Consider the following 24,333-nt stretch of genomic DNA (forward strand, 5'->3'; position numbering starts at 1 on the left):
TCCCTTTCTTAGGCTTTATTCTTATCCGATAAACGGATAAGAATATTAGTGTTTTAAAGCTTAATTTAGCTTTTCTATACGACTTGTTCTTTTTTGATCTGGCGAAATACTACGAACAAAAATAGTATCATCTTTATTAATAGCAACTGGATCATTATAACATTTCCAATTTTTTCCGTTATCGGTTGAATATTCAATGTTCAACCCAGGAAAGGCAATATTGGCGTTTAATTTACCATTTACAATTTTTGCACCAGGAATAGGTAATCTATAATTTATACCCGCAAGATCAAGTTTAGCTATCTCTCTTTGTCCAAGTAAATTAGCAAAGCGATTCCAATCATCATGTAACGCTTTGCTATCTACATAATGTGTTTCACCTTGCTGATATTGGCGATCTTTTTGATAAGCCATTTCCCAATCAGCTTGATGCCAAGCCCTTTCAGCAACCGCTAGTAAACGAGGAAAAGCCATATATTGCATTTTGTTATCACTACGGATATCTTCAGTCCAAATTTGTGCTGATAGCCCATAAGCACCTGACCAGTTCATAGTACCTTTAGCTGTAAATGGATTACCATCTCGGTCAACCGAAGTTTCAGCATTCTGAGGTAAATTATTCGGTGCAAAACTAAATATTTTACGTTCATCACTAAAACGTGTTGCCCAATAGTAACCACTTTCTTTTGGATTCACTTCATATGGCATATCTAAATAAACATAGTCTGGATTAGAGATAATTACTTGATAACCTTTATTTGTCCATTCATTAACTGAATCAAATCCCCCCCAATATAATGTGTCCCAAAAGTTAACTGTGACTTTATCAACCACAAAAGATTTGGCATTTTCGGCATGTTTCATGCCATCTTGCCATGCTTGCATATGATTGATGCCATGCTCTTTAATAATGGTGCTGACTTGTTGGGCAAAATAACTTGGTAGATGTTCAATATATTTCACTTCGCCTTTTCTCACAAAAGTTTGACAAGCTTGTGATTTAGCCCATGGATGATCTTCAATACTTTGATCAATAGTACCTTTAATATTAGTTTTTTCTTTTGCTTGCAGATCTTGATAACCTGCACCTAAACGGATATTTTTAGCTTCATCACCACCAAAATGCCAAGTATTAAGCGGTTGCCCTGCTTCAATATGCATTTTTGCGATTTCATCGATAACTTTATTAACAAAGCGTTTAGATGAATCAAGACAAGGATTCAAATAGCTTAAGCGATTATAAAATTGTACCGTTGTGGTATTGGATGTATCGGTTGGATCAACTAAACGATACTCATTAGCTTGTTGCTCTTTTCCTTCATTCATTAGGCGTTTATAACGTGCTTCCATTGATACTATTGCGGCTCTGGCATGTGCAGGCATATCGATTTCAGGAATAACCTCGATAAAGCGTGCTTTTGCATATTTGACAATTTCAATGTAATCATTACGACTTAAAAATCCTGATCCACTTGTATTACTATCAGGTCCCGAACCTAATTGTGGTAATAAACAATTTTGCTCCGTGAGATCGTGACAGCGTTTACTACCGATATCAGTTAGCTCAGGTAATCCAGGAATTTGAATTCGCCAACCTTCATCGTCACTTAAGTGAAAATGGAATTTATTCATTTTATATTTTGCCATTTGATCTAATAAACTTAATATGGCTTGTTTAGATTTAAAATTACGCCCAATATCAAGCATAATCCCTCGATATGTAAAACGTGGCGAATCGACTGCATTTAACGTTGGTATTGAATTAGCATGATTTACAGGAATAACAGATAAAATTGACTGAACTGCATAAAAAATTCCTGCTTCATCATAAGCGGTGATTAATGTCTTATCATTTTTAATATCTAATTGATATGATCCTACTTTTCCTTGTTCGAATTGTTTAGGATCAATCGTTGCTTTTATTTGATAACCTTTTTCTGTCACAGCTATGTTTAATGCTTTAAATTGTGCCTTTAGAATAGCTAAATTATCTTGATTTAAACCATCAAGAATTAAATTAACGCCTTGCTGATCAATCGTAACATCCTCTTTACCTATTTTAAGTTTGCTTGGTGTTGGTAGAATTTGCCCTCGTAACGATAATTCAGATAATTTATTAATATCGGCGTTATATTCAAAACGGTTAGCAGGCGTCATTAAAATATTGTGATCATCAGCCGTTCTTTTCCATTGTTGTTTTATTGGTGCAACAAATGCCGATAAATTGTCAGAATCCGTGTTAGTGTTAACAATAATTTTGGGTTTAGCATCACTTGAAGTTACATACCAACGAGGCATAACATCACTTTCACTTACAATCCAATATTCCCCAATAATTGGAATATTCACCGTTGTATTAGCAGGAAAACCAGTGAACTTTTCTGTTGGCTCGAGCTTATGTAAATCACCTGTAATATGGGTGATTTTAAACTGATCATTGTCTACAGCTAGAATCATTCTGATATTATCAAAATAGATAGCCCAATCTTTATTATTAATGGCTGTTCCAGTATTTTTAATTGAAATCATGACGTTATTACAAGAAGCCCAATCAGCACCTAAAGCTGAACAGTTAACGCCATTTGCGTTTGCTTGATTGTCGACGACTTCATATTTAACATTAAGTTGAGAACTAATCAAATCAGCAATTTGTTGAGAAGCATGTACTGATTGGATCGCACATATATTTAACAAAGAAAGGATTGAAGTTGCTAATATCGTTGCCTTAATCTTTTTCATCTTTTTTACCTATTTTTGTTTAGCACTAAAAACAGTGAATGGAATTGTAACAATAAATTTAATGTCCCGTTCATCTTGGAAGATATTACCGTATCCACCACCCCAGCTCGGTATATTTGAATGGTTATTATATTTGGTATAGTGCAATTGGAAGGTTGTATCTTTTGCCCAACTTTCTTGCACGGTATAACCTAAATCAAAGTTATATGCAGATTCAATCAAACGCTGTTTTTGATTGTATTGACGATTAGTGCTAGGTTTTGCATCCCAACCATAGGCATAAGACGCACCTGTTTTCCAACCCGCTAAATAATGAGATAAGTGACTTAAATCATAAGTCACTTCAGCAAACACTGCTTTTTCACCATTGGCATTGAAGTCTGAGCGAGAATTCCACCATATATCTAAACGACCATTTGATGAAGCATAATCAGGTGTCATACGCTGTAAAAAGAATCCCTGTTCTCCATCAGCTTTAACCGAAACGCCTTCAAATCGTAGACCTATAGCACCAACTTGATAGCCTAATGTTGCTGCTTGCAACCACGCTAAGCCATCATATACATCTGTACCTTTATGCGATTGATCTTTAGCGCCATAAAATTGGTAGCTCATAATCATAGGATTATCAAACACTTCCATTTTATAAGATACTTTACCAAAAAATTGGTTCATATAATTTTGTGCTTGTCCAAATGCACTTTCTAATACTAAGTCATTTTTAAAGTCATACTTCAAACCGGCAGAATGTAAATAATCAATTTTTTTACCTTTTCCCCACTGTTTAAATTCATAAAGCCGTTTATACCAAGGTGCTTTATATTTATCACTCCATATATATGACATCGACAATGCTCCAGCGCTATCAAAATCAAGCGTTGAACCTATCTCAAACCCACGATAAGTACCCGGTAATAAACTCCAATGTGGCGCAAGTAATGTTTGTCCTGATGGCTGAATATAACCTGCTTTTATCCAAAATAATTCGTCAATTTTGAAATTTGCTTGTGCTTTATAAAAGCTCAATCCGCTGACATCTTTTTTCCAATCCTCATCCCAACGGGTATGAGCACCACTAAATCCTATTTCATTTGGGTGACCATTACCGCCATTACTGACTTCCCAAGCGCCATAACCACCGAGTTCAATAGCCAATCTATCGGCAATATAGCCTGATTTAAAATCCAAATTAGTATTGAATGAAGTGTGTCTTAGGTTTTTTTCATACTTATGTGTATCAATATCTTTGCGTTCACGATCTCGATTCCAAAAAAAGACATTACCAGTTAATGAAGAATCATCGACAAAATGGTTTTCGTAGGTAGCATAAACAGGAACGGCACTACTTAAAATAGATAAGGATAAAATCAATTTAGTTAAATGATTAAATGGACGAGGTTTTATTTGTGCATTATAGGTATTCATATTGGTTTTCCTAAAATGATAAATTTATGCTGTTTAACTTACAATAAACTATAAAAATGTGATTTATAGGTAAATTAAAATTAATTTTTATTTTAAATATTTAACTCCTAAACTATATTTAGGTGACATGTTTAGGTGGTATATTTAAATTCAGATATAAGATAAATATACATTTTTATAATGCATAAACATATTTTATCTAGCAAATTAAACACTCTAAATCGTGATCATAATCACTAAAAAAATCGATTTTTATGCTAATTTTTAGATAAAAGTCACAACTTTTTTTATTAAAAAAAATAATATAACGGACTTTTTTAGAATTTTTTAAACTTATGACGGTATAGAATCCTGAATATTTTTTACAAAAATATAACTTAAAATAAAAACCTTTGTATAAATATCCCATTGTAAATGGACAACCCACGTACAAAATTACGTTAGTATTAATCATTAAAGTCACATTATTTAATGTGTTATGACGATTTTAGAAGATGTTAATGAATATGTTCTAGATGAACGTTTGGTGTCAATATTTAGTCTATCACCAATTTTATTTATAATATCAACACGCTACCTATGATTTAGGGTATGGCATTTTTTATGTATATTTATTACCGTGGTTGAAAAATTGAAGATTAAAAAGTAAGTAATTTCTAAAGATTAATGACGTAAAATGACCACATAACCAAATAAAAAAGAGAAATCATATTTGGTTTCTCTTTTTTATTAATATGCTAAAAATACCGTTTACTTTATAATAAATAACGTTTTTTTAATTGTAGCTAAATAATTAAACTCTTAGTGTTCAGTATCAATTTCATCAAAACTTTTTACTAGTTCATCAATGGCTTTCATCTGTTTTAAGAAAGGTTCCAATTTTGCTAGTGGTAATGCTGACGGTCCATCACATTTTGCATGACTTGGATCTGGGTGGGATTCTAAAAATAACCCAGCAATACCAACAGCCATGCCCGAGCGTGCAAGTTCAGTTACTTGGCCACGACGTCCACCTGATGCTGCTCCCATAGGATCACGGCATTGAAGAGCATGAGTAACATCAAAAATAACTGGTGACCCTTTGCTTGCTTTTTTCATAATGTTAAAACCAAGCATATCAACCACTAAGTTGTCATAACCAAAACAGCTACCACGATCACAAAGGATGATTTGATTGTTACCAGCCTCTTCAAATTTTTCAACAATATTGCCCATCTGCCCTGGACTAACAAATTGTGGTTTTTTGACATTAATTACTGCGCCTGTTTTAGCCATTGCAACAACTAAATCAGTTTGTCTTGCTAAAAAGGCAGGTAATTGAATTACATCAACCACATCAGCAACGGGTTGACATTGTGCTTCAGTATGTACATCAGTAATAATTTTAACGCCAAATTGTTGTTTAAGCTCTTGGAATATTTTTAGCCCTTCTTCTAATCCTGGTCCACGATAGGAATGAATTGATGAGCGATTTGCTTTATCAAAAGAGGCTTTAAAAATATAAGGAATATTTAGTTTATTGGTAACGGTGACATAATGTTCACAGATTTTCATCGCCAAATCACGAGATTCAAGCACATTCATACCACCAAATAGTACAAAGGGTAGATCATTAGCGACAGTAATGTCACCAATGTTTACTTTTTTTTGCTGCATCATAAAATTTTCCTAGTTAAGGTTTAAACCAGCGACCAAGGGTGACTCTATCATTACCACTGTAGTCGGTGAAGGTTTCTACTAATTGAAATCCGTGTTGTTTAAAAACAGTTTGCACTGCCTCGCCTTGTTTCCAACCATGTTCTATTAGTAACCACCCATATTGGTTTAAGTGCTTAGTTGCACCTTGTACAATTAGTTTAATATCAGCTAAACCATCATCTTCAGAAACTAATGCGCTTCTTGGTTCGTAGCGTACATCGCCTTGGGATAAGTGGATGTCTGTTGGCTCAATATAAGGAGGATTACTGACAATCATTGAAAACTTTCTATTCTTTATTGGTTTGTACCAATCACCTTGTAAAAAATAAACATTATTCACCCCAATTTGGGCAGCATTTTTTTGAGCTAAGATTAGGGCATCTTTATTTTTTTCAATTGCGGTAAATAAACAGTCTTGACGTTCGGTTGCCATTGCAATAACTATCGCGCCTGTTCCCGTGCCAAGATCCAATACTTCACAAGGCACTTTAGGAAGATACTCTAAACCTAATTCAACTAATTTTTCGGTATCCGGTCTAGGTATTAAAGTGGCGTTAGAAACATTAAACTTTAAAGACCAAAACTCTTTTTCGCCAGTTATATAAGCGATAGGCTCACCATTTTTCCTGCGTTCTAAACATTCAGATAAAGCAATCAATTCATCATCAGTTAGCAATGTTTCACTGAACGCCATTAAAAATGTCCGCGTTTTTTGCGTAACAAAACTCAGTAAAATTTCAGCATCTCGCTTTGGGCTTTCACTATCTGTTAAGGTTTGAGAGGCACTTTTAAGCCATTGTAAGTATGTCATTCATCTTGTTCCGATAAAGCTGCTAGTTGATCAGCCTGATATTCCTGCACAATCGGATCGATTAGCATCTCTAATTTTCCTTCCATGACTTCATCTAAACGGTAAAGCGTTAAATTAATTCGATGATCGGTTACTCGACCTTGTGGATAATTATATGTTCTGATTCTATCTGAACGATCGCCTGAACCTAATAGATTTCGACGTGTTGAAGCCTCTTCTTGTTGGCGCTTACGTAGTTCCGCATCTTGAATTCTTGCGGCTAAAACTGACATTGCTTTGGCTCTGTTTTTATGTTGCGATCGCTCATCTTGACATTCAACAACGATGCCCGTAGGAATGTGGGTAATACGAATAGCAGAATCTGTTGTATTAACATGCTGACCACCTGCGCCAGATGAACGATAGGTATCAATTTTTAAATCAGCGGGGTTAATTTCAGGCATTTCTGCTTCAGGGACTTCTGGTAAAACAGCAACAGTACAAGCCGATGTATGAATACGACCTTGCGATTCGGTTTCTGGCACGCGTTGAACTCGGTGTCCACCCGATTCGAATTTCAAATGGCCATAAACACCATCCCCACTCACTAACATAATAACTTCTTTATAGCCACCATGTTCACCATCATTTGCACTCATAATCTCAACACGCCAACTGTGCGACTCGGCAAATCTTGTATACATTCGGGCTAAATCACCTGCAAAAATAGCCGCTTCATCACCCCCCGTTCCTGCTCTAACTTCGACAAAACAATTATAATCATCATTAGGATCTTTAGGTAATAATAAAACTTGTAGTTGCTTTTCTTGTTCTTCAACTCGACTTAATGCTTCATTTAACTCCTCTTGAGCCATTTCACTCATTTCAGGATCAGATAGCATCATTTTAGCTGTCTCGATATCCTCTTGTGTTTGCTTCCAATCAGAAAAGCACTTAACCACCCCTGTTAATTGCGAATATTCTTTAGATAAAGTGCGAAAGCGATTTTGATCCGCAATAACCGAAGCATCAGACAATAATGCTTGAACTTCTTCATAACGCTCTTGTAGCATTTCTAATTTGTTGATAATTGAAGATTTCATAAAAATATATATTAGATGATATAAATTAATTAAATTTGTGGGGCATTATATACTTAATCACTTTTAAAATACAGTTTGAGCTAGTTATCAGGTATATATCGCATAATTACATAAATAATATATAGCAAATCGATTGAATAAATGAAATATTATATGTAAATAACCAATATATTAGAAACTTAATATTAGGTTATTTGTTGCACTATCATTTTTTCATATTTAAATTCTATTTTGATCATAAAAAATTTTCTACTTGTGAGTGTATTTTTTAGAAAGAGTTAAAAGATAATTAATTATTATTTAAACTTAACACTAACTTTTTTTGACCATGAGATATTCGCTTATGATTTTTATTTATATCAGTAAATTTTTTTCCAATTTTTATCCACTATCAATAACCATACTTTTTAGCAAAAAATAGATAAAAACATTTCTAGACAATAATTTACATTTTTACAATAATAAAAATATCACAATAAATTGCGCTGTAGTTAATCACCAATGACAATACTTTTTTGTAGAAGCTAATTTAAAATAAGGGAAGTTAGCATTAGTACAGATAATATCGCAGAGAAAATAAAACAATGGGAATCATAGATAACATAACGAAAACGCTCCAAGAAGATCTATCAGGCGAAATAAAGCAAGGGAGTAAATTAGCAATCGTTGCCGCATGCTTTTCATTTTTTGCTTTTGAAAAACTCAAAAAAGAGTTGAAAAATATAGATGAACTCCGTTTCATCTTTACTTCGCCAACCTTTATAACCGAGCAAACCCCAAAAGCACAAAGAGAATTCTACATACCACGCCTTAATCGAGAACGTAGCCTTTATGGTACCGAATTTGAAATTAAACTTCGTAACGAATTAACACAAAAAGCGATTGCTAAAGAATGTGCTGATTGGATTAGACAAAAGGTTACATTTAAATCCAACATCACTAATGAAAATATGGCTGGATTCATACATGTAGACGATAATGCTTATATACCAATCAATGGATTTACAACTATTGATCTAGGTTGTGAACGAGGAAACAATGCTTACAACATAGTACAAAAGATTCCTTCTCCAGATTCAATTAAATTTCTTTCCATTTTTAATGAACTTTGGCAAGATAAAACTAAACTTCAGGATGTAACCAATATTGTTATCGACAATATTGCCAGCGCCTACAATGAAAATTCACCTGAGTTTATCTATTTTGTTATCCTCTATAATATTTTTAATGAATTTCTTGAAGATATTTCAGAAGATGTATTGCCCAACGAAGCTACTGGATTCAAAAATAGCAAAATCTGGAATATGCTATTCAACTTTCAAAAAGATGCAGCCTTAGCAATCATCAATAAACTTGAAAAATATAATGGCTGTATTTTAGCTGACAGTGTTGGGCTGGGTAAAACATTTACTGCTTTATCAGTAATTAAATATTATGAAAACCGAAATAAGTCTGTGCTCGTTTTATGCCCTAAAAAACTGAACAATAACTGGAACACTTACAAAGCAAATTACATTAATAACCCCATCGCTGAAGATCGATTACGGTATGATGTGCTTTTTCATACCGACCTTAATCGCTCTTGTGGTAAATCAAATGGTATAGATTTAGATCGAATTCATTGGAATAATTACGACCTTGTAGTGATTGATGAATCACATAATTTCCGTAATGGTGGCAAATTATCAAGCAAAGACAACGAAAATGAAAAAGAAAATCGATATTCAAAATTACTTAATCAAGTGATCCGAAAAGGGGTCAAAACTAAAGTATTGATGCTTTCCGCAACACCTGTTAATAATCGTTTCAATGATTTAAAAAATCAATTAGCCCTTGCTTACGAAGGAAAAACCAGTCATATTGATGAAAATCTCAATACTCATCGTTCATTGGATGAGATTTTTAAGAATGCACAAAAAGCATTTAACATTTGGAGTAAACAAGATACAACTGAAAGAACAACAGAAAGCCTATTACGGATGTTGGATTTTGACTTTTTCGAAGTATTGGATTCTGTTACGATTGCTCGTTCACGCAAACACATTCAAAAATATTACGATACCACAGATATAGGTACTTTTCCAACCAGGCTCAAGCCTATTTCAGTAAGACCTAAACTAACTGATTTAGCTAATGCAATAAGTTATAACGAAATTTTCGAACAACTAATGCTACTGAATCTATCAATTTATACCCCTACCCACTTTATCTTACCAAGTAAAATGGAAAAGTATGCAGAAATATATGAGGACAACACAATCAATGTAGGATTTACCCAAGCTAATCGAGAACAAGGAATTCGTCGTTTAATGGCAATCAACTTGATGAAACGACTGGAAAGCTCGGTATTCTCATTTAATCATACATTAGAGCGTATAAAAAACTTTATTCAGCAAACAATAGCTACTATTGAATCTTATAATCAAAGTATAAAAAAAGAATTAGAGCTTACCGATATTACTAATTTCAATGATCTTGATGAAGATGAACAAAATAATGATCAGTTATTTACATTTGGCAAAAAAGTAAAAATTGCCTTAGCCGATATGGATTATCTTTCATGGAAACACTATCTTACTAAAGATTATGAAATCTTATCATTATTAACTCATATGATAAGTGATATCACCGCAAAACATGATATTAAATTACAAAATTTACTTACTATTATTAAAAATAAGCAACTAAACCCCATTAATAACAATAATAAAAAAGTGATTATATTTACCGCTTTTGCCGATACAGCAAGTTATTTGTTTGATCACGTTAGCCAGTATGTACAAAATAACTTTTCCCTACATACCGCAATGATAACAGGTTCGGTTGACGGAAGATCTACTGTACCTAAATTGCATTGTGATTTAAACACTGTTTTAACCTGCTTTTCACCCAAATCAAAAGATAAACACTTGTTAATGCCGAATAACACTCATGAGATTGATATATTAATTGCAACCGATTGCATCTCTGAAGGGCAAAACTTACAAGATTGTGATTATTTAATTAATTACGATATACATTGGAATCCGGTACGAATTATTCAGCGGTTTGGACGTATTGATCGCATAGGCAGCAAAAATCAGTCGATTCAGCTAGTTAACTTTTGGCCTGATGTTACTTTAGATGAATATATTGATCTAAAAGCTAAGGTAGAAACTCGCATGAAAATTGTCGACATGACTGCAACAGGTGATGACAATATTTTAAGTGAAGAAGAAAAATCCGATTTAGCATATCGTAAAGCACAGCTCAAACGCTTACAAGACGAAGTGGTTGATATTGAAGATATCACTAACAGTATATCAATTATGGATTTAGGTTTAAATGAATTTAGACTTGATTTGCTAGAGTATATCAAAAACCATCCTGAGCTTGATAAAACACCGTATGGATTACATGCAGTTGTGCCAGCTTCACCAGATATACCCGCAGGAGTTATTTATATATTAAAAAATCGGGCAAACAGCATTAATATTAATAATCAAAATCGACTTCATCCGTTTTACATGGTGTATGTAGCTAATAATGGCGAAGTTATTTGTGATCATTTATCGCCAAAACAATTACTCGATAAAATACGCTTACTTTGCAAAGGCAAAACAGAACCCATTGCAAAATTGTATCAGCAATTTAACAAAATCACAGCCGATGGCAGTAATATGACTCATTTTTCACAACGACTTGGTGATGCCATAAATTCAATTATTGAAGTAAAAAAACACAGTGATATTGATAATTTTTTAAGCGGTAACTCAGTTAGTTTTGTTACCGATAGTATAAAAGGTCTAGATGACTTTGAATTAATCTGTTTTTTAGTTGTCAGTGAATCAGAAAATAAGGTAGCATAATGCTTGGTTTGCCCAAAACGACAGAAATAAATCACCAGTTAGCTAAAAAAACAATCTATGCAAAGTTTAAACTGAACAATGCTACGAAAGAAAAAGTCGATGCAGATATAGCTAAAATTACCCTTGTTAACGAGGTTTCCGCAGCAAAGATAAATCTCGCAGCAGGAAACAACATTAATGCTTTTTTTGTGGCATTGGTACAACTAAAAAAAATCAATTTTAATGAAACAAGCCTTGTTTTATTATCCAAACTAATACCGCAAAATATACTATTTATTTTGCAATATGCTAAGCAGGCTAAATTGGCCGTTTTTCAACATAAATTGATACAAAGTGATTGGCAAGCTAAAGAAGAATTACACATTGAATTAAAAGGATTAAACCTTGATAATGTCTGGCAAAACATCATTCAACAAGTCGGCAAATTCAATATTGAGCAAGGCAATAGCCTTGAGCAGCAGATTATCATTGCCGATAAAAGACAAAAACTGATTTTAAATATTGCACGTCTTGAAAAGCAAGCAAGAAAAGAGCTACAGCCTAAAAAAGTATTTGAATTGGTGCAAAAAATTAACCAATTGAAACAAGAGTTAAAGGATTCTTAAATGGATAAATTAAAGATGCATTCACTCAATAAAGTGGATGAAAATATCAAAAAAATCGGTGCACAATTCCCGAACTGTATTACTGAACGCAAAAACCAACAAGGTGAAGTGGAATACGCCATCGACTTTGATATGCTCAAACAAGAACTTTCATCAGTGATTGTTGAAGGTCGAGAAGAACGTTACCAATTTACTTGGCCAGATAAAAAGAAATCGATTCTACTTGCCAATGCCCCCATAGCCAAAACCTTACGACCTTGCCGTGAAGAAAGTGTTGATTTTGACAATACCAAAAATTTATATATTGAAGGTGATAATCTTGAAGTACTAAAACTATTGCAGGAAACTTACCTTGGCAAAGTCAAAATGATCTATATCGACCCGCCTTATAATACCGGTAATGATTTTGTTTATGAAGATGATTTTACCCAAAACTCATCAGAATACCTTGAAAACAGTGGGCAATTTGATGATGAAGGCAATCGGTTAATAAAAAATATGGAAACCAATGGCCGCTTTCATACTGATTGGCTGAATATGATTTATCCACGTTTAAAACTCGCCAAAGATCTATTGACTGATGATGGCGTGATTTTTATTAGTATTGATGATAATGAGGTGGCACAACTTAGAAAAATTTGTGATGAGATTTTTGGTGAGAGCAATTTCGAAGGACACATTCATTGGAGAAGAAGACACAATCAGCCAAATGACAAAACAAAAATGATAGGAATTGTTACAGAACACATTCTAGCTTTTGCAAAAAATAGTAGATTCTTAAAAAACTCCGGTATAGGAAAGCTTAATTTGACAGCAAATTTCTCAAATCCTGATAATGATCCTCTTGGTTGTTGGGCTAGTAAGCCATGGAAAGTAGGTTCTGACCAATCGGGTAGTCAATATACAATTGTTACACCAACAGGAAAAATACTCAATGAAGAATGGATGGGAGAAGAAGATACCTTTAAAAAATACCTTAAAGAAGGACGCATATACTTTCCCAAAAGTGGAAATGGAATGCCTAGGAAAAAATACTATCAATTTGAACGAGAAGAAGAGGGACAATGTGCGACAAATTGGTGGACTCATGAACAATTTGGACATAATCAAGGTGCTAACGACTATGCAACAACCCTCTTTGGCATCAAAAATATTTTTAGTAACCCAAAACCAATTGAATTGATAAAAGCTTTGTTAAGAATTGCCAATGTAAAAAATGAACACATTGTTCTGGATTTTTTTTCAGGATCCGCTACTACAGCTGATACAATTATGCAACTCAATGCAGAAGACGGCGGCAACCGCAAATTTATCATGGTGCAACTGCCAGAATCAACGGATGAGAAAAGCGAAGCTTACAAGGCTGGTTATAAAAATATCTGCGAAATTGGTAAAGAGCGCATTCGCCGGGCAGGCAATAAAATTGCTCAAGAAAATCCACAGGCTAAATTTGATAAAGGCTTTCGCGTCTTAAAGTGCGATAGCAGTAATATGAAAGAGGTTTATTACAACCCTGCTGAGTATAATACCGATCTTCTTGACGCCCTGATTGACAATATCAAAACCGATAGAACGGCGGAAGATTTATTGTTCCAAGTTATGCTGGATTTAGGGGTATTACTTTCTAGTGATATTAAGCAAACCACCATTGCTGGTAAAACCGTATTTAACGTAGCAGATAACTTTTTAATGGCTTGCTTTGATACAGACATTAATGAAGAGGTCATCACGGCTATTGCCAAACAAAAACCTTACTATTTTGTTATGCGTGACAGCTCAATGGAAAATGATAGTGTTGCCACCAATTTTGAACAAATTTTTACTACCTACAGCCCTGAAACCAAGAGGAAGGTGTTGTAATGAAATTTAATTTTAAAATTCAACAATATCAAACCGATGCAGTAAATGCAGTAGTTCAAGTTTTTAACGGGCAAGGTTATCAAAATAGCCTGCGTTATGTGCGTGATTTAGGCAATGCACCTACTCAGGCAGAAATGAGTTATGAAACGGCTTCAAGTTATACATCAGATGATAGCGCAATCGATATTGGTTTTAAAAATGAAATTATTTCGTTAACCGATAACGAGTTACTCGCTAATATTAAAAAAATACAAAATATAAACAATATCAAACAGTCGGCTGATTTAATTAAAAACTTAGGTCGGTGTAGTCTTGATATTGAAATGGAAACCGGTACTGGTAAAACCTATGTTTACCTCAAAACCATGTTTGAACTGAACAAGCATTATGGCTGGAGCAAGTTTATTGTTGTGGTACCCTCTATTGCCATTCGTGAGGGAGTAAAAAAAACCTTTGAAATAACCTCAGACCATTTTATGGAGCATTATGGTCAAAAGGCTCGCTTTTTTGTCTATGACAGTAAAAATTTAACTTTATTAGATAGTTTTGCTGCCAATTCGGGCATTAATGTTATGATCATTAACACCCAAGCTTTTGCTTCCTCGCTAAAAGAAGATGGCAAAAATAAAGAAGCACGAATTATTTACTCAAAACGCGATGCATTTGCCTCGCGCCGGCCGATTGATGTTATAGCCGCTAATAATCCCATTATTATTTTGGATGAGCCACAAAAAATGGGTGGTGAAGTCACGCAAAAAGCTTTAAAAAATTTTAATCCATTATTTTCATTAAATTATTCTGCTACCCATAAAAAACAGAATAATCTAATTTATGTACTTGATGCACTTGATGCATACAATAAACGGCTAGTTAAAAAAATTGAAGTAAAGGGTTTTGAAGTTAAAAATCTAAGAGGTACTGATAGCTACTTGTATCTTGAACAAATCGTCTTATCCAGTAAAAAACCACCACTGGCAAATATTGAGCTAGAAATAAATCATAAGAATGGTATCAAACGTGAAATTCGCCATTTTACTGAGGGTGATAATCTTTATTCTGTTTCAAAACAGATGCAGCAATACAAGGGATATACAGTATCTGAGATCAATCCTTTGACTGGAATAGTCACTTTTACCAATGGTGTTTCCATTCATACTGGCGAAGTGATAGGTGATATTTCTGAAGAAAATATGCGCCGCATTCAAATTAGAGAAACCATATTATCCCACTTTGACAAAGAAGAAAAATTGTTCAATATGGGCATTAAGTCACTATCATTATTTTTTATTGATGAAGTAGCTAAATACCGCCAATATGATGATAACAATAACGAAATATTGGGCGAATATGGCCAAATATTTGAACAAGAATACCTAACGATTTTGCAACAATACTTAGACCAAGCCAGCAACACACCTTATCAACAATATTTAAAAACTAAGTGTAATGATGCAAGCCAAGTACATAAAGGTTACTTTAGCATTGATAAAAAAACTGGCAAAAGTATTGATAGCCAATTAAAACGAGGTAGCGAATCTTCAGATGATATTTCAGCTTACGACCTGATTCTTAAAAATAAAGAACAACTGTTAAGCTTTGATGAGCCCACTCGATTTATCTTTTCGCACTCAGCACTACGTGAAGGTTGGGATAATCCCAATGTTTTCCAGATTTGTACACTAAAACACTCCGATAACCAAACAGCTAAACGGCAAGAAGTTGGTCGTGGTCTTCGTTTATGTGTTAATCAAGATGGTAATCGTATGGATATTGAAAGCTGCGGCGAACAAGTTCACGATATCAACATGTTAACCGTTATCGCTAGTGAAAGTTATAGAAACTTTGTTAATGATCTTCAAGCCGACATAAAAACAGTCATTTATGATCGACCAACTGTTGCTACCAGTGAGTACTTTTTCGGTAAATATGTAGAAGTTAATGGTGTATCAACCATTATCGATAAAGCAGTAGCTGATAAAATTGAATTTTATTTAATTAGTCATGGCTATGTTGATATCGAGCGTAAAATAACCGATAAATACCGCAATGATGTTGTAATGAACTCAGTGGCACCATTACCAGATGAATTACAACCAATGGGTGACGGAATTCATCGCCTAATTCAGACTATTTATAATGATAGCGAGTTAGACGCCATGTTTACCGATGGTCATGAAACAAAGATTAAAGATAATCCACTTAATGAGAATTTTGATAAAGCCGAATTCCAAGCATTATGGCAGCAAATTAATCAGCAATATGCCTATACTGTTGACTTTGATAGTGATGAATTAATCAACAAAGCAATTGCTCATATCAACGATAAGTTATTTGTCTCGCAGCTACAATACATTACGGCTGTCGGTCAACTTAAAGAGCAGATAACGACACAAAGTATCTATCAAAATGATGCGTTTAAAACTCAAGAAACAAAGACTACCACTTTGGAACATGCTTATTTTAAACCAATAAAATACGACTTGATTGGTCAGATTGCGCAAGAAACCACATTAACCCGCAAAACAGTAGTGGCCATATTAAAGGGGTTAGATACAAAAAAACTAGATATGTTCAAGGATAATCCAGAAGAATTTATTGCTAAAATTATTAAATTAATTAAAGAACAAAAAGCAACTACAATTATAGAACATATTACATACAATAAAACTTCAGGCAAATATGACAGTACTATTTTCACTCAGGAAAAAAGTTTACAAAGTTACGATAAAGCGTTTTTAGCGAAAAAAGCAATTCAAAATTATGTATTTACCGATGGTCTAGCCGAAAAAAGTATTGAACGGAAATTTGTTGAAGATCTTGATACGGCAGAAGAAGTGTGCGTATATGCAAAATTACCAAAAGGTTTTCATATTCCAACACCTGTTGGTAATTATTCACCCGATTGGGCAATTGCTTTTCATGTTGGGAAAGTAAAGCATATCTTTTTTATTGCTGAAACCAAAGGTACAATGGATAGTTTAAATTTAAGGCCAATTGAACAAGCAAAAATTTCGTGCGCGAAAAAGCTTTTTAACGAACTTTCGACTAGTAAGGTACGCTATCATGATGTTGATAGTTATCAAAGCCTGATGAATATAATGAATTCATTATAAAATTACTTTCATTTAAAAATATAGTTATAGATAATTTATTTTTTACTGAAACGTATAGTTACCTGAAACTTTTTGACAAAAATTATCTTATAAAAAATAAAAATGCCGTTAGTTTGAGCTAACGGCATTTTATTAAGTAAATAAGGATGCAACAGGAAAGGCGTGTTCAAATATTAAATTTTGATCAGCAAAAACATTCAGTTTTAACATATCAAACTCTGTTACCAACATCCAAATATTGTTTAATACTTTGTGAATCAAAATTCCAAGCTATTTAATCAAAGGCAGAAAGATAGAACCGTGTTTTATGAATTTTATTTATAATAATTTCTATTACCAATACTTACTGAGTATTTTTAGGCCGTCAACAACCAACAATAGATAGGTTTATGTTGGTATTTCTTCTATCAATTAATCATATTCAATTTTATATCTGCCAATAACATCAAAAATATGATCATAAGTACTAAGAATTACGCGTTGCTTGCCTTTTTTATGAACTTCATCGACTAAATCAAAACTAGATTTTGAATATTTTTCATAAGGGTATTCATCTATTAGATAAATAGATAAGCTATCAATATCACTAAAAATAAATGTAACTTTAACTTCTGGAGCATCCAGGATTTCTGGCTTACAGCCTGCTAATGATAATGATGTATTGACCATCAAAGTGAATGGTATACATTCTAATTTAACGTCAGATAATATCAATGCATTGCGTGTATAAATAATGCCGTATTTTGTTTGTATTTCCTGTGTATTCATATAAACCTCATTTTTTCAATTTATTATTAATGGGTATTGTTTTTCTGAAAAATCTTTTTATATATTTACAGACAAATTTATCTGCGATAAATCATCTGAATAAAATCCTAAGTATTCTAATCTTTTTAATAATATAAAGACACCTGTTAATAACAGGTACTAGAGTATTAACGTTTACGAAAGTTATCAATGATATATAACTTATTTATCTCTCGTTTTCATTAAGATCAACACTTAGTTATTTAATTCATTTTTTACTGAAACGTATAGTTACCTGAAACTTTTTGACAAAAATTATCTTATAAAAAATAAAAATGCCGTTAGTTTGAGCTAACGGCATTCTATTAAGTATATAAATGACCTTTTATTACTATTTCTTCTTCGCTTTAGCATTTGGTAAATCAGTGACAGAGCCTTCATAAATTTCAGAGGCTAAGCCAATTGATTCATGCAATGTTGGGTGAGCATGGATAGTTAATGCAATATCTTCGGCATCACAACCCATTTCGACAGCTAAGGTGATTTCACCAAGTAATTCACCGCCATTTGCACCAACAACCGCACCACCTAATAGGCGATTATCTGCTTTATTGAAGATCAGTTTTGTCATCCCTTCAGAGCAATCAGAAGCAATAGCTCGTCCTGAAGCTGCCCATGGGAAGATTGATACTTCATAATCAATACCTTTTTCTTTCGCTTCTTTTTCAGTTAAACCAACCCAAGCAACTTCAGGTTCAGTATAAGCGATAGAAGGAATGGTTTTTGGATCAAAGAAGTGTTTTTTACCTGCAATTACTTCTGCTGCCACATGACCTTCGTGTACGCCTTTGTGCGCAAGCATTGGTTGTCCCACAATATCCCCAATGGCATAAATGTGTGGTACGTTGGTGCGCATCTGTTTATCGACTTCGATAAATCCACGGTCAGTAACATTAACGCCTGCTTTTTCCGCACTAATTAATTTACCATTTGGTGTACGACCAATAGCCACTAATACCGCATCATAAGTATGAGTTTCGGTGCTGCCGTCTTTCTTTTCCATGGTAACATAAATTGCATCATGTTTTGCTTCAACGGTAGTAACTTTAGTTTCCAATCGTAAAGTGAATTTCTTTTGGATCTGCTTAGTAAAGACTTTAATTACATCTTTATCAGCAGCCGGAATCACTTGATCAAACATTTCAACTACATCGACTTCTGAACCAAGTGCATGGTATACAGTCCCCATTTCAAGACCTATAATTCCACCACCCATTAATAATAATTTTTTAGGAATGGTGGTTAAAGCTAAGGCATCTGTAGAATCCCAAATACGAGGATCATCATGTGGAATAAAAGGCAACTTGATTGGACGAGAGCCCGCTGCAATAATTGCATTATCAAAGGTGATCTTAGTGATTCCTTTTGATGAAGTTACCTCCATTGTATGACTACCAGTAAACTGTGCTTCACCTTGAATAACATTGACTTTGCGCATTTTGGCCATACCAGCTAGTCCATTAGTCAGTTGACTAATAACTTTTTCTTTCCAGCCACGCACTTTGTCTAATTCAAGTCTAGGTGTACCAAAATGGATACCATGTTCGGTTAATGATTTTGCTTCATCCATTACTTTAGCAACATGAAGTAATGCTTTTGATGGAATACAGCCTACATTTAAACAAACACCACCAAGTGTTGAATAACGTTCAACAAGGGTAACTTCTAGTCCAAGGTCGGCAGCACGGAACGCAGCGGAATAACCCGCTGGTCCTGCTCCTAAAACCACAACTTGTGTTTTAACATCTTGACTCATAATTTGATCTCCTTAATTACATCACTAAACGACGTAAGTCGGATAAGACGTTAACAATATGGCTTAAGAAGCGTGCACCATCAGCACCATCAATAACTCGGTGATCGAATGATAATGATAATGGCAACATTAGCCGTGGTGTAAACTCTTTGCCATTCCAAACTGGTTTCATGCTAGAGCGAGATACACCTAAAATACCAACTTCTGGCGCATTAACAATTGGTGTAAACGAGGTTGTACCAATACCACCAAGGCTAGAAATAGTGAAACATCCACCTTGCATATCGCTACCTGTCAATTTACCTTCACGTGCCTTTTTAGAAATTGCCGTAAGCTCACGAGAAAGTTCAACAATACCCTTTTTATCAACATCTTTAAATACTGGTACTACAAGACCATTTGGTGTATCGACAGCAACGCCAATATTAATGTATTTTTTGATAATTAAGGTTTGGGCATCTTCAGATAATGAGCTATTAAAGCGTGGATACGCTGTTAATGCACTTGCTACCGCTTTCATGATAAACACAAGTGGCGTGATCTTAAGATCAAGTTTTTTCTTTTCTGCTTCTGCATTTTGTTGCTTACGGAATGCTTCTAAATCAGTAATATCTGTTTCATCAAATTCTGTCACATGCGGAATCATTACCCAGTTACGGTGTAAATTTGCACCTGATACTTTTTGAATTTTAGTTAATGGTAAACTTTCAACTTCACCAAATTTGCTAAAATCAACTTTAGGCCATGGTAATAGACCAGGTAATGCACCACCTGTAGCGCCACTTTCAATTTGTTTAACAGCATTTTTTACGTAAGTTTGAATGTCTTCACGTAAAATACGGTTTTTAGGACCTGTAGCAGTAACTTTTGCTAAATTTACCCCAAATTCACGTGCTAAACGACGTACAGATGGTGTTGCATGAGCATAAGCATCGTTTTCAACAAACTCATTGCTTGATGAAGCAGGCGCTGATTTTGCAGCAACTGGGGCTGGTGCTGGCGTTGGCTCAGGTGCTGCTTTTTCAGCAACAGGCGCTGCGGCAGCTGGAGCTGCACTAGATGTGGTTTCAAATTCCATGATTTTGGAACCTGTTTTCACTTTATCACCCACTTTTATCGTGATACTTTTAACCGTACCAGCAATGGTTGCTGGTACTTCCATTGAGGCTTTATCACCCTCAACGGTAATTAATGAATCATCAACAGATATAGTATCGCCTACTTTTACCAAAATTTCCGTTACTTCGACTTCATCACCACCAATATCTGGAACTTTTACATCTACAATTTGGCTAGTTGCAGTTGGCGTTACTTCAACTTTTGGTGCTTCTTGTGCTGTAACTGGAGCAGGAGCGGCAGTTTCGCCACCTTGCTCATCAAAGACCATAATGTCAACGCCTGTTTTGACTTTATCGCCAATTTTTACAGAAATAGATTTAACAATACCAGCCTGTGGTGCAGGGATTTCCATTGATGCTTTATCACCTTCAACTGTCATAATTGACTGATCAGCTTCAACTTTATCGCCTATTTTAACCAGAATTTCGGTTACTTCTACTTCGTCACCACCGATATCAGGTAATTTGATTTGAATACTCATTATAATAACCTCTTATGCAATTCGTGGATTAAGTTTATCGGCATTGATTTCGAATTTTTTGATCGCATCTTCAACAACGCTAACTTCAATATCGCCACGTTTAGCAAGTTCACCCAATGCTGCAACCACAACATAAGATGCATCGACTTCAAAGTGATGACGTAAATTTTCACGGCTATCGCTGCGACCGAAACCGTCAGTACCGAGTACTCGATAGCTTTCAGCAGGTACAAATCCACGAATTTGCTCAGCAAACAATTTCATATAATCAGTTGAAACCACCGCTGGATTGTTATTCATAATTTGTGCAACATAAGGCACTTTTGGTGTTTCACTTGGATGCAACATATTATATCGTTCACAATCTTGGCCATCACGAGCCAGTTCAGTAAATGATGTTACGCTATAAACTTCTGAGCTAATACCATAATTTTTAGCTAAGATTTCAGCCGCTTCACGAACATGACGTAAAATAGAGCCTGAACCTAGTAACTGAACAGTCGGTTTGCCTTTTTGACCCTCAACGGTATCTAGTTTATAAATACCTCGTCGAATGCCCTCTTCTGCACCTTCTGGCATTGCTGGTTGTGCGTAGTTTTCATTGAGAGTTGTAATGTAGTAGTAAACGTTTTCTTGCTCACCATACATACGACGTAAACCGTCTTGCATGATTACTGCAACTTCATAAGCATAAGCAGGATCATATGATATACAGTTAGGGATGGTTAATGCTTGAATGTGACTGTGACCATCTTGGTGTTGTAAACCTTCACCATTTAGCGTTGTACGACCAGAGGTTCCACCAATCATAAATCCACGTGCTTGTTGATCACCTGCTGCCCACATTAGATCACCAATACGTTGGAATCCAAACATTGAATAGTAAATGTAGAATGGAATCATTGGAAAATCATTTGTGCTATATGAAGTGGCCGCAGCAATCCAAGAAGCCGTTGCACCACATTCATTAATTCCTTCTTGAAGAATTTGACCTTTCTCATCTTCACGATAATAAGCCACTTGTTCTTTATCTTGTGGTGTATATTGTTGACCGTGTGGATTATAAATACCAATTTGACGGAATAAACCTTCCATACCAAAAGTACGTGCTTCATCAGCTAGAATAGGTACTAGACGTGGAGCAAGTTCTTTATCCTTAAGCATAATATTAAGCGCACGGACAAATGCTATAGTGGTTGATATTTCTTTCGATTGAGCTTCAAGTAATGACGCAAATTCACTTAATGGAGGAATTGAAACAGTTCCTGAAAAATGAGTTAATCTAGATGGCACATAACCATGTAACGCTTCACGACGCTCATGAATGTATTTGTATTCTGGCGTGTGTTCCTCAAATTTGATGTATGGTAATTTTTCAAGTGCTTCATCTGTCACTGGAATATTGAAGAAATCGCGAACATGACGCACGCCATCCATATTCATTTTTTTCACTTGGTGAGCGATATTTTTTGCTTCAGCAGCAGCCCCCATACCATAACCTTTTATGGTGTGAGCAAGAATAACAGTTGGGCGATCTTTAGTTTCTTTTGCTCGTTGGAATGCTGCAAACATTTTAGCAGGATCTTGACCACCACGGTTTAATCTAAAGATTTCTTCATCAGACATATCTTTAACTAATTCAGCAGTTTCAGGGTATTTACCAAAGAAATGCTCGCGAACATAAGCACCGTCTTTTGATTTTAATGTTTGATAATCCCCATCAAGTGTTTCATTCATTAGTCGAATTAACTTACCTGATTTATCTTTTTGGAGAAGTTTATCCCAACGGTCACCCCAAAGAACTTTAATTACGTTCCAACCAGCACCAGCAAATACACCTTCTAGTTCATTGATAATTTTTCCATTACCCGTTACTGGACCATCTAAACGTTGTAAATTACAGTTGATAACAAAAACTAAATTATCTAGTTTTTCTCGTGTTGCAACGGTAATTGCACCTTTTGATTCTGGTTCATCCATCTCACCATCACCTAAGAAAGCATAGACAGTTTGTTCAGAAGTATCTTTCAACCCACGATTTTCTAAATATTTTAAGAAACGTGCTTGATAAATGGCATTAACAGGACCAAGCCCCATCGATACTGTTGGAAATTGCCAAAATTCTGGAAGCAATTTAGGATGAGGGTATGATGGTAAACCTTTACCATGAACTTCTTGACGGAAATTATCTAATTGCTCTTCGGTTAAACGTCCTTCAATAAAGGCTCGAGAATAAATACCTGGTGAGATGTGCCCTTGGAAGTAAATTAAATCACCGCCATCTTTTTCATTACGAGCACGGAAAAAGTGGTTAAAACAGACTTCATAAAAAGTAGCTGCAGATTGGAACGATGCCATATGACCACCAAGCTCTAAATCTTTCTTTGAAGCTCGTAACACCATCATAATTGCATTCCAACGGACAATTGAACGAATACGTCTTTCTATTTCCCAATCGCCAGGATAAGTAGGTTGCTCTTCTACTGGAATAGTATTGACATAATTACTTGTTGAAGATCCAAAAAGTACTGGAACACCCCCATCTCTCGCCTTATTAACTATTTGTTCAATAATATACTGTGCACGTTCGATTCCTTCTTCTCGAATAATAGACTCAACACTTTTGAGCCAATCTTGTGTTTCAATGGGATCGACATCATTCATTTGCATGTCCGACATATAAAAACCTCTTTTTTTGTTTAGAAAAATGCATTATTTGCTATTCTCAATTACATTAAAAAACGTAATAAAAGAAAGCTTAAACTCTGCATTACGGAGCTTCATTAATATCAGTCTGCCATTTAAAAAAAAAAAGTAAAGCAAACTGCCGCTTTGAAAAGAATGTTAATTCCTATCAAATTAATCAACTATTTCAATACTAATAATAAAATAAATGGTATTTATCTGATAAATAACTAAATTTTACTTAATAATAAATTTAAATATTATTCCTAACAGCTATGCTTAGAATAACTACAAGTTGTCAAGT

The 24,333-nt window shown here is 34.6% G+C and carries 13 protein-coding genes; 4 read left to right on the forward strand and 9 right to left on the reverse strand.

Annotated features, from left to right (window positions below; genetic code table 11):
• Positions 1 to 60: 60 nt before the first annotated feature.
• The 5 genes from ACGH6S_RS06545 to prfA all read right to left on the reverse strand — a co-directional run bounded on the left by ACGH6S_RS06545 (position 61) and on the right by prfA (position 7,755).
• Entirely contained in the window at positions 61 to 2,739 is a 2,679-nt protein-coding gene (locus ACGH6S_RS06545; RefSeq protein ID WP_411578526.1) for a beta-N-acetylhexosaminidase, read from the reverse strand.
• A gap of 9 nt (positions 2,740 to 2,748) precedes the next feature.
• On the reverse strand, positions 2,749 to 4,164 hold the full coding sequence (locus tag ACGH6S_RS06550) for an OprD family outer membrane porin (RefSeq protein ID WP_411578525.1): 1,416 nt from the start codon (positions 4,162 to 4,164) through the stop codon (positions 2,749 to 2,751).
• Positions 4,165 to 4,965: 801 nt separating this feature from the next.
• Positions 4,966 to 5,820: a 3-deoxy-8-phosphooctulonate synthase gene (kdsA, locus tag ACGH6S_RS06555; protein ID WP_065560258.1), complete on the reverse strand. Its 855-nt coding sequence runs from the start codon at positions 5,818 to 5,820 to the stop codon at positions 4,966 to 4,968.
• Between the two features lie 16 nt (positions 5,821 to 5,836).
• Positions 5,837 to 6,673 (reverse strand): peptide chain release factor N(5)-glutamine methyltransferase, encoded by an 837-nt coding sequence (gene prmC / locus ACGH6S_RS06560; protein WP_034909809.1) that lies wholly within the window; start codon positions 6,671 to 6,673, stop codon positions 5,837 to 5,839.
• On the reverse strand, positions 6,670 to 7,755 hold the full coding sequence (gene prfA, locus ACGH6S_RS06565; protein ID WP_065589944.1) for a peptide chain release factor 1: 1,086 nt from the start codon (positions 7,753 to 7,755) through the stop codon (positions 6,670 to 6,672). The genes prmC and prfA overlap by 4 nt, the downstream gene beginning before the upstream one ends.
• A 584-nt stretch (positions 7,756 to 8,339) precedes the next feature.
• Between prfA and ACGH6S_RS06570 the strand changes: the two genes are divergently transcribed.
• From ACGH6S_RS06570 to ACGH6S_RS06585, 4 genes are read left to right on the forward strand one after another with little or no spacing between them, the layout of a single operon-like run.
• Complete coding sequence (locus ACGH6S_RS06570; RefSeq protein WP_411578524.1) at positions 8,340 to 11,603, forward strand: helicase-related protein; 3,264 nt, start codon at positions 8,340 to 8,342, stop codon at positions 11,601 to 11,603.
• Positions 11,603 to 12,208, forward strand: coding sequence for a DUF4391 domain-containing protein (locus tag ACGH6S_RS06575; protein WP_411578523.1), 606 nt, complete (start codon positions 11,603 to 11,605; stop codon positions 12,206 to 12,208). Before ACGH6S_RS06570 ends, ACGH6S_RS06575 begins: the two co-directional genes overlap by 1 nt.
• On the forward strand, positions 12,209 to 14,068 hold the full coding sequence (locus ACGH6S_RS06580; protein ID WP_411578522.1) for a site-specific DNA-methyltransferase: 1,860 nt from the start codon (positions 12,209 to 12,211) through the stop codon (positions 14,066 to 14,068).
• On the forward strand, positions 14,068 to 17,181 hold the full coding sequence (locus ACGH6S_RS06585) for a type III restriction-modification system endonuclease (protein WP_411578521.1): 3,114 nt from the start codon (positions 14,068 to 14,070) through the stop codon (positions 17,179 to 17,181). The genes ACGH6S_RS06580 and ACGH6S_RS06585 overlap by 1 nt, the downstream gene beginning before the upstream one ends.
• Positions 17,182 to 17,592: 411 nt before the next feature.
• On the opposite strand, the gene ACGH6S_RS06590 is transcribed toward ACGH6S_RS06585, so the two are convergent.
• The 4 genes from ACGH6S_RS06590 to aceE all read right to left on the reverse strand — a co-directional run bounded on the left by ACGH6S_RS06590 (position 17,593) and on the right by aceE (position 24,023).
• A complete protein-coding gene (locus ACGH6S_RS06590) occupies positions 17,593 to 17,949 on the reverse strand; it encodes a hypothetical protein (protein WP_085165220.1) in 357 nt (118 codons plus the stop codon).
• A 370-nt stretch (positions 17,950 to 18,319) separates the two neighbouring features.
• A complete protein-coding gene (gene lpdA, locus ACGH6S_RS06595; protein WP_065560236.1) occupies positions 18,320 to 19,744 on the reverse strand; it encodes a dihydrolipoyl dehydrogenase in 1,425 nt (474 codons plus the stop codon).
• A gap of 16 nt (positions 19,745 to 19,760) precedes the next feature.
• Positions 19,761 to 21,344, reverse strand: coding sequence for a pyruvate dehydrogenase complex dihydrolipoyllysine-residue acetyltransferase (gene aceF, locus ACGH6S_RS06600; protein ID WP_411578520.1), 1,584 nt, complete (start codon positions 21,342 to 21,344; stop codon positions 19,761 to 19,763).
• A gap of 12 nt (positions 21,345 to 21,356) precedes the next feature.
• The gene (aceE, locus tag ACGH6S_RS06605) at positions 21,357 to 24,023 is read right to left on the reverse strand and encodes a pyruvate dehydrogenase (acetyl-transferring), homodimeric type (protein ID WP_065589946.1); all 2,667 of its coding nucleotides are present in this window, start codon (positions 24,021 to 24,023) and stop codon (positions 21,357 to 21,359) included.
• Positions 24,024 to 24,333: the final 310 nt, after the last annotated feature.

This window comes from Gilliamella sp. BG3 (genome assembly GCF_046635605.1).
Lineage (GTDB): Bacteria > Pseudomonadota > Gammaproteobacteria > Enterobacterales > Orbaceae > Gilliamella > Gilliamella bombi.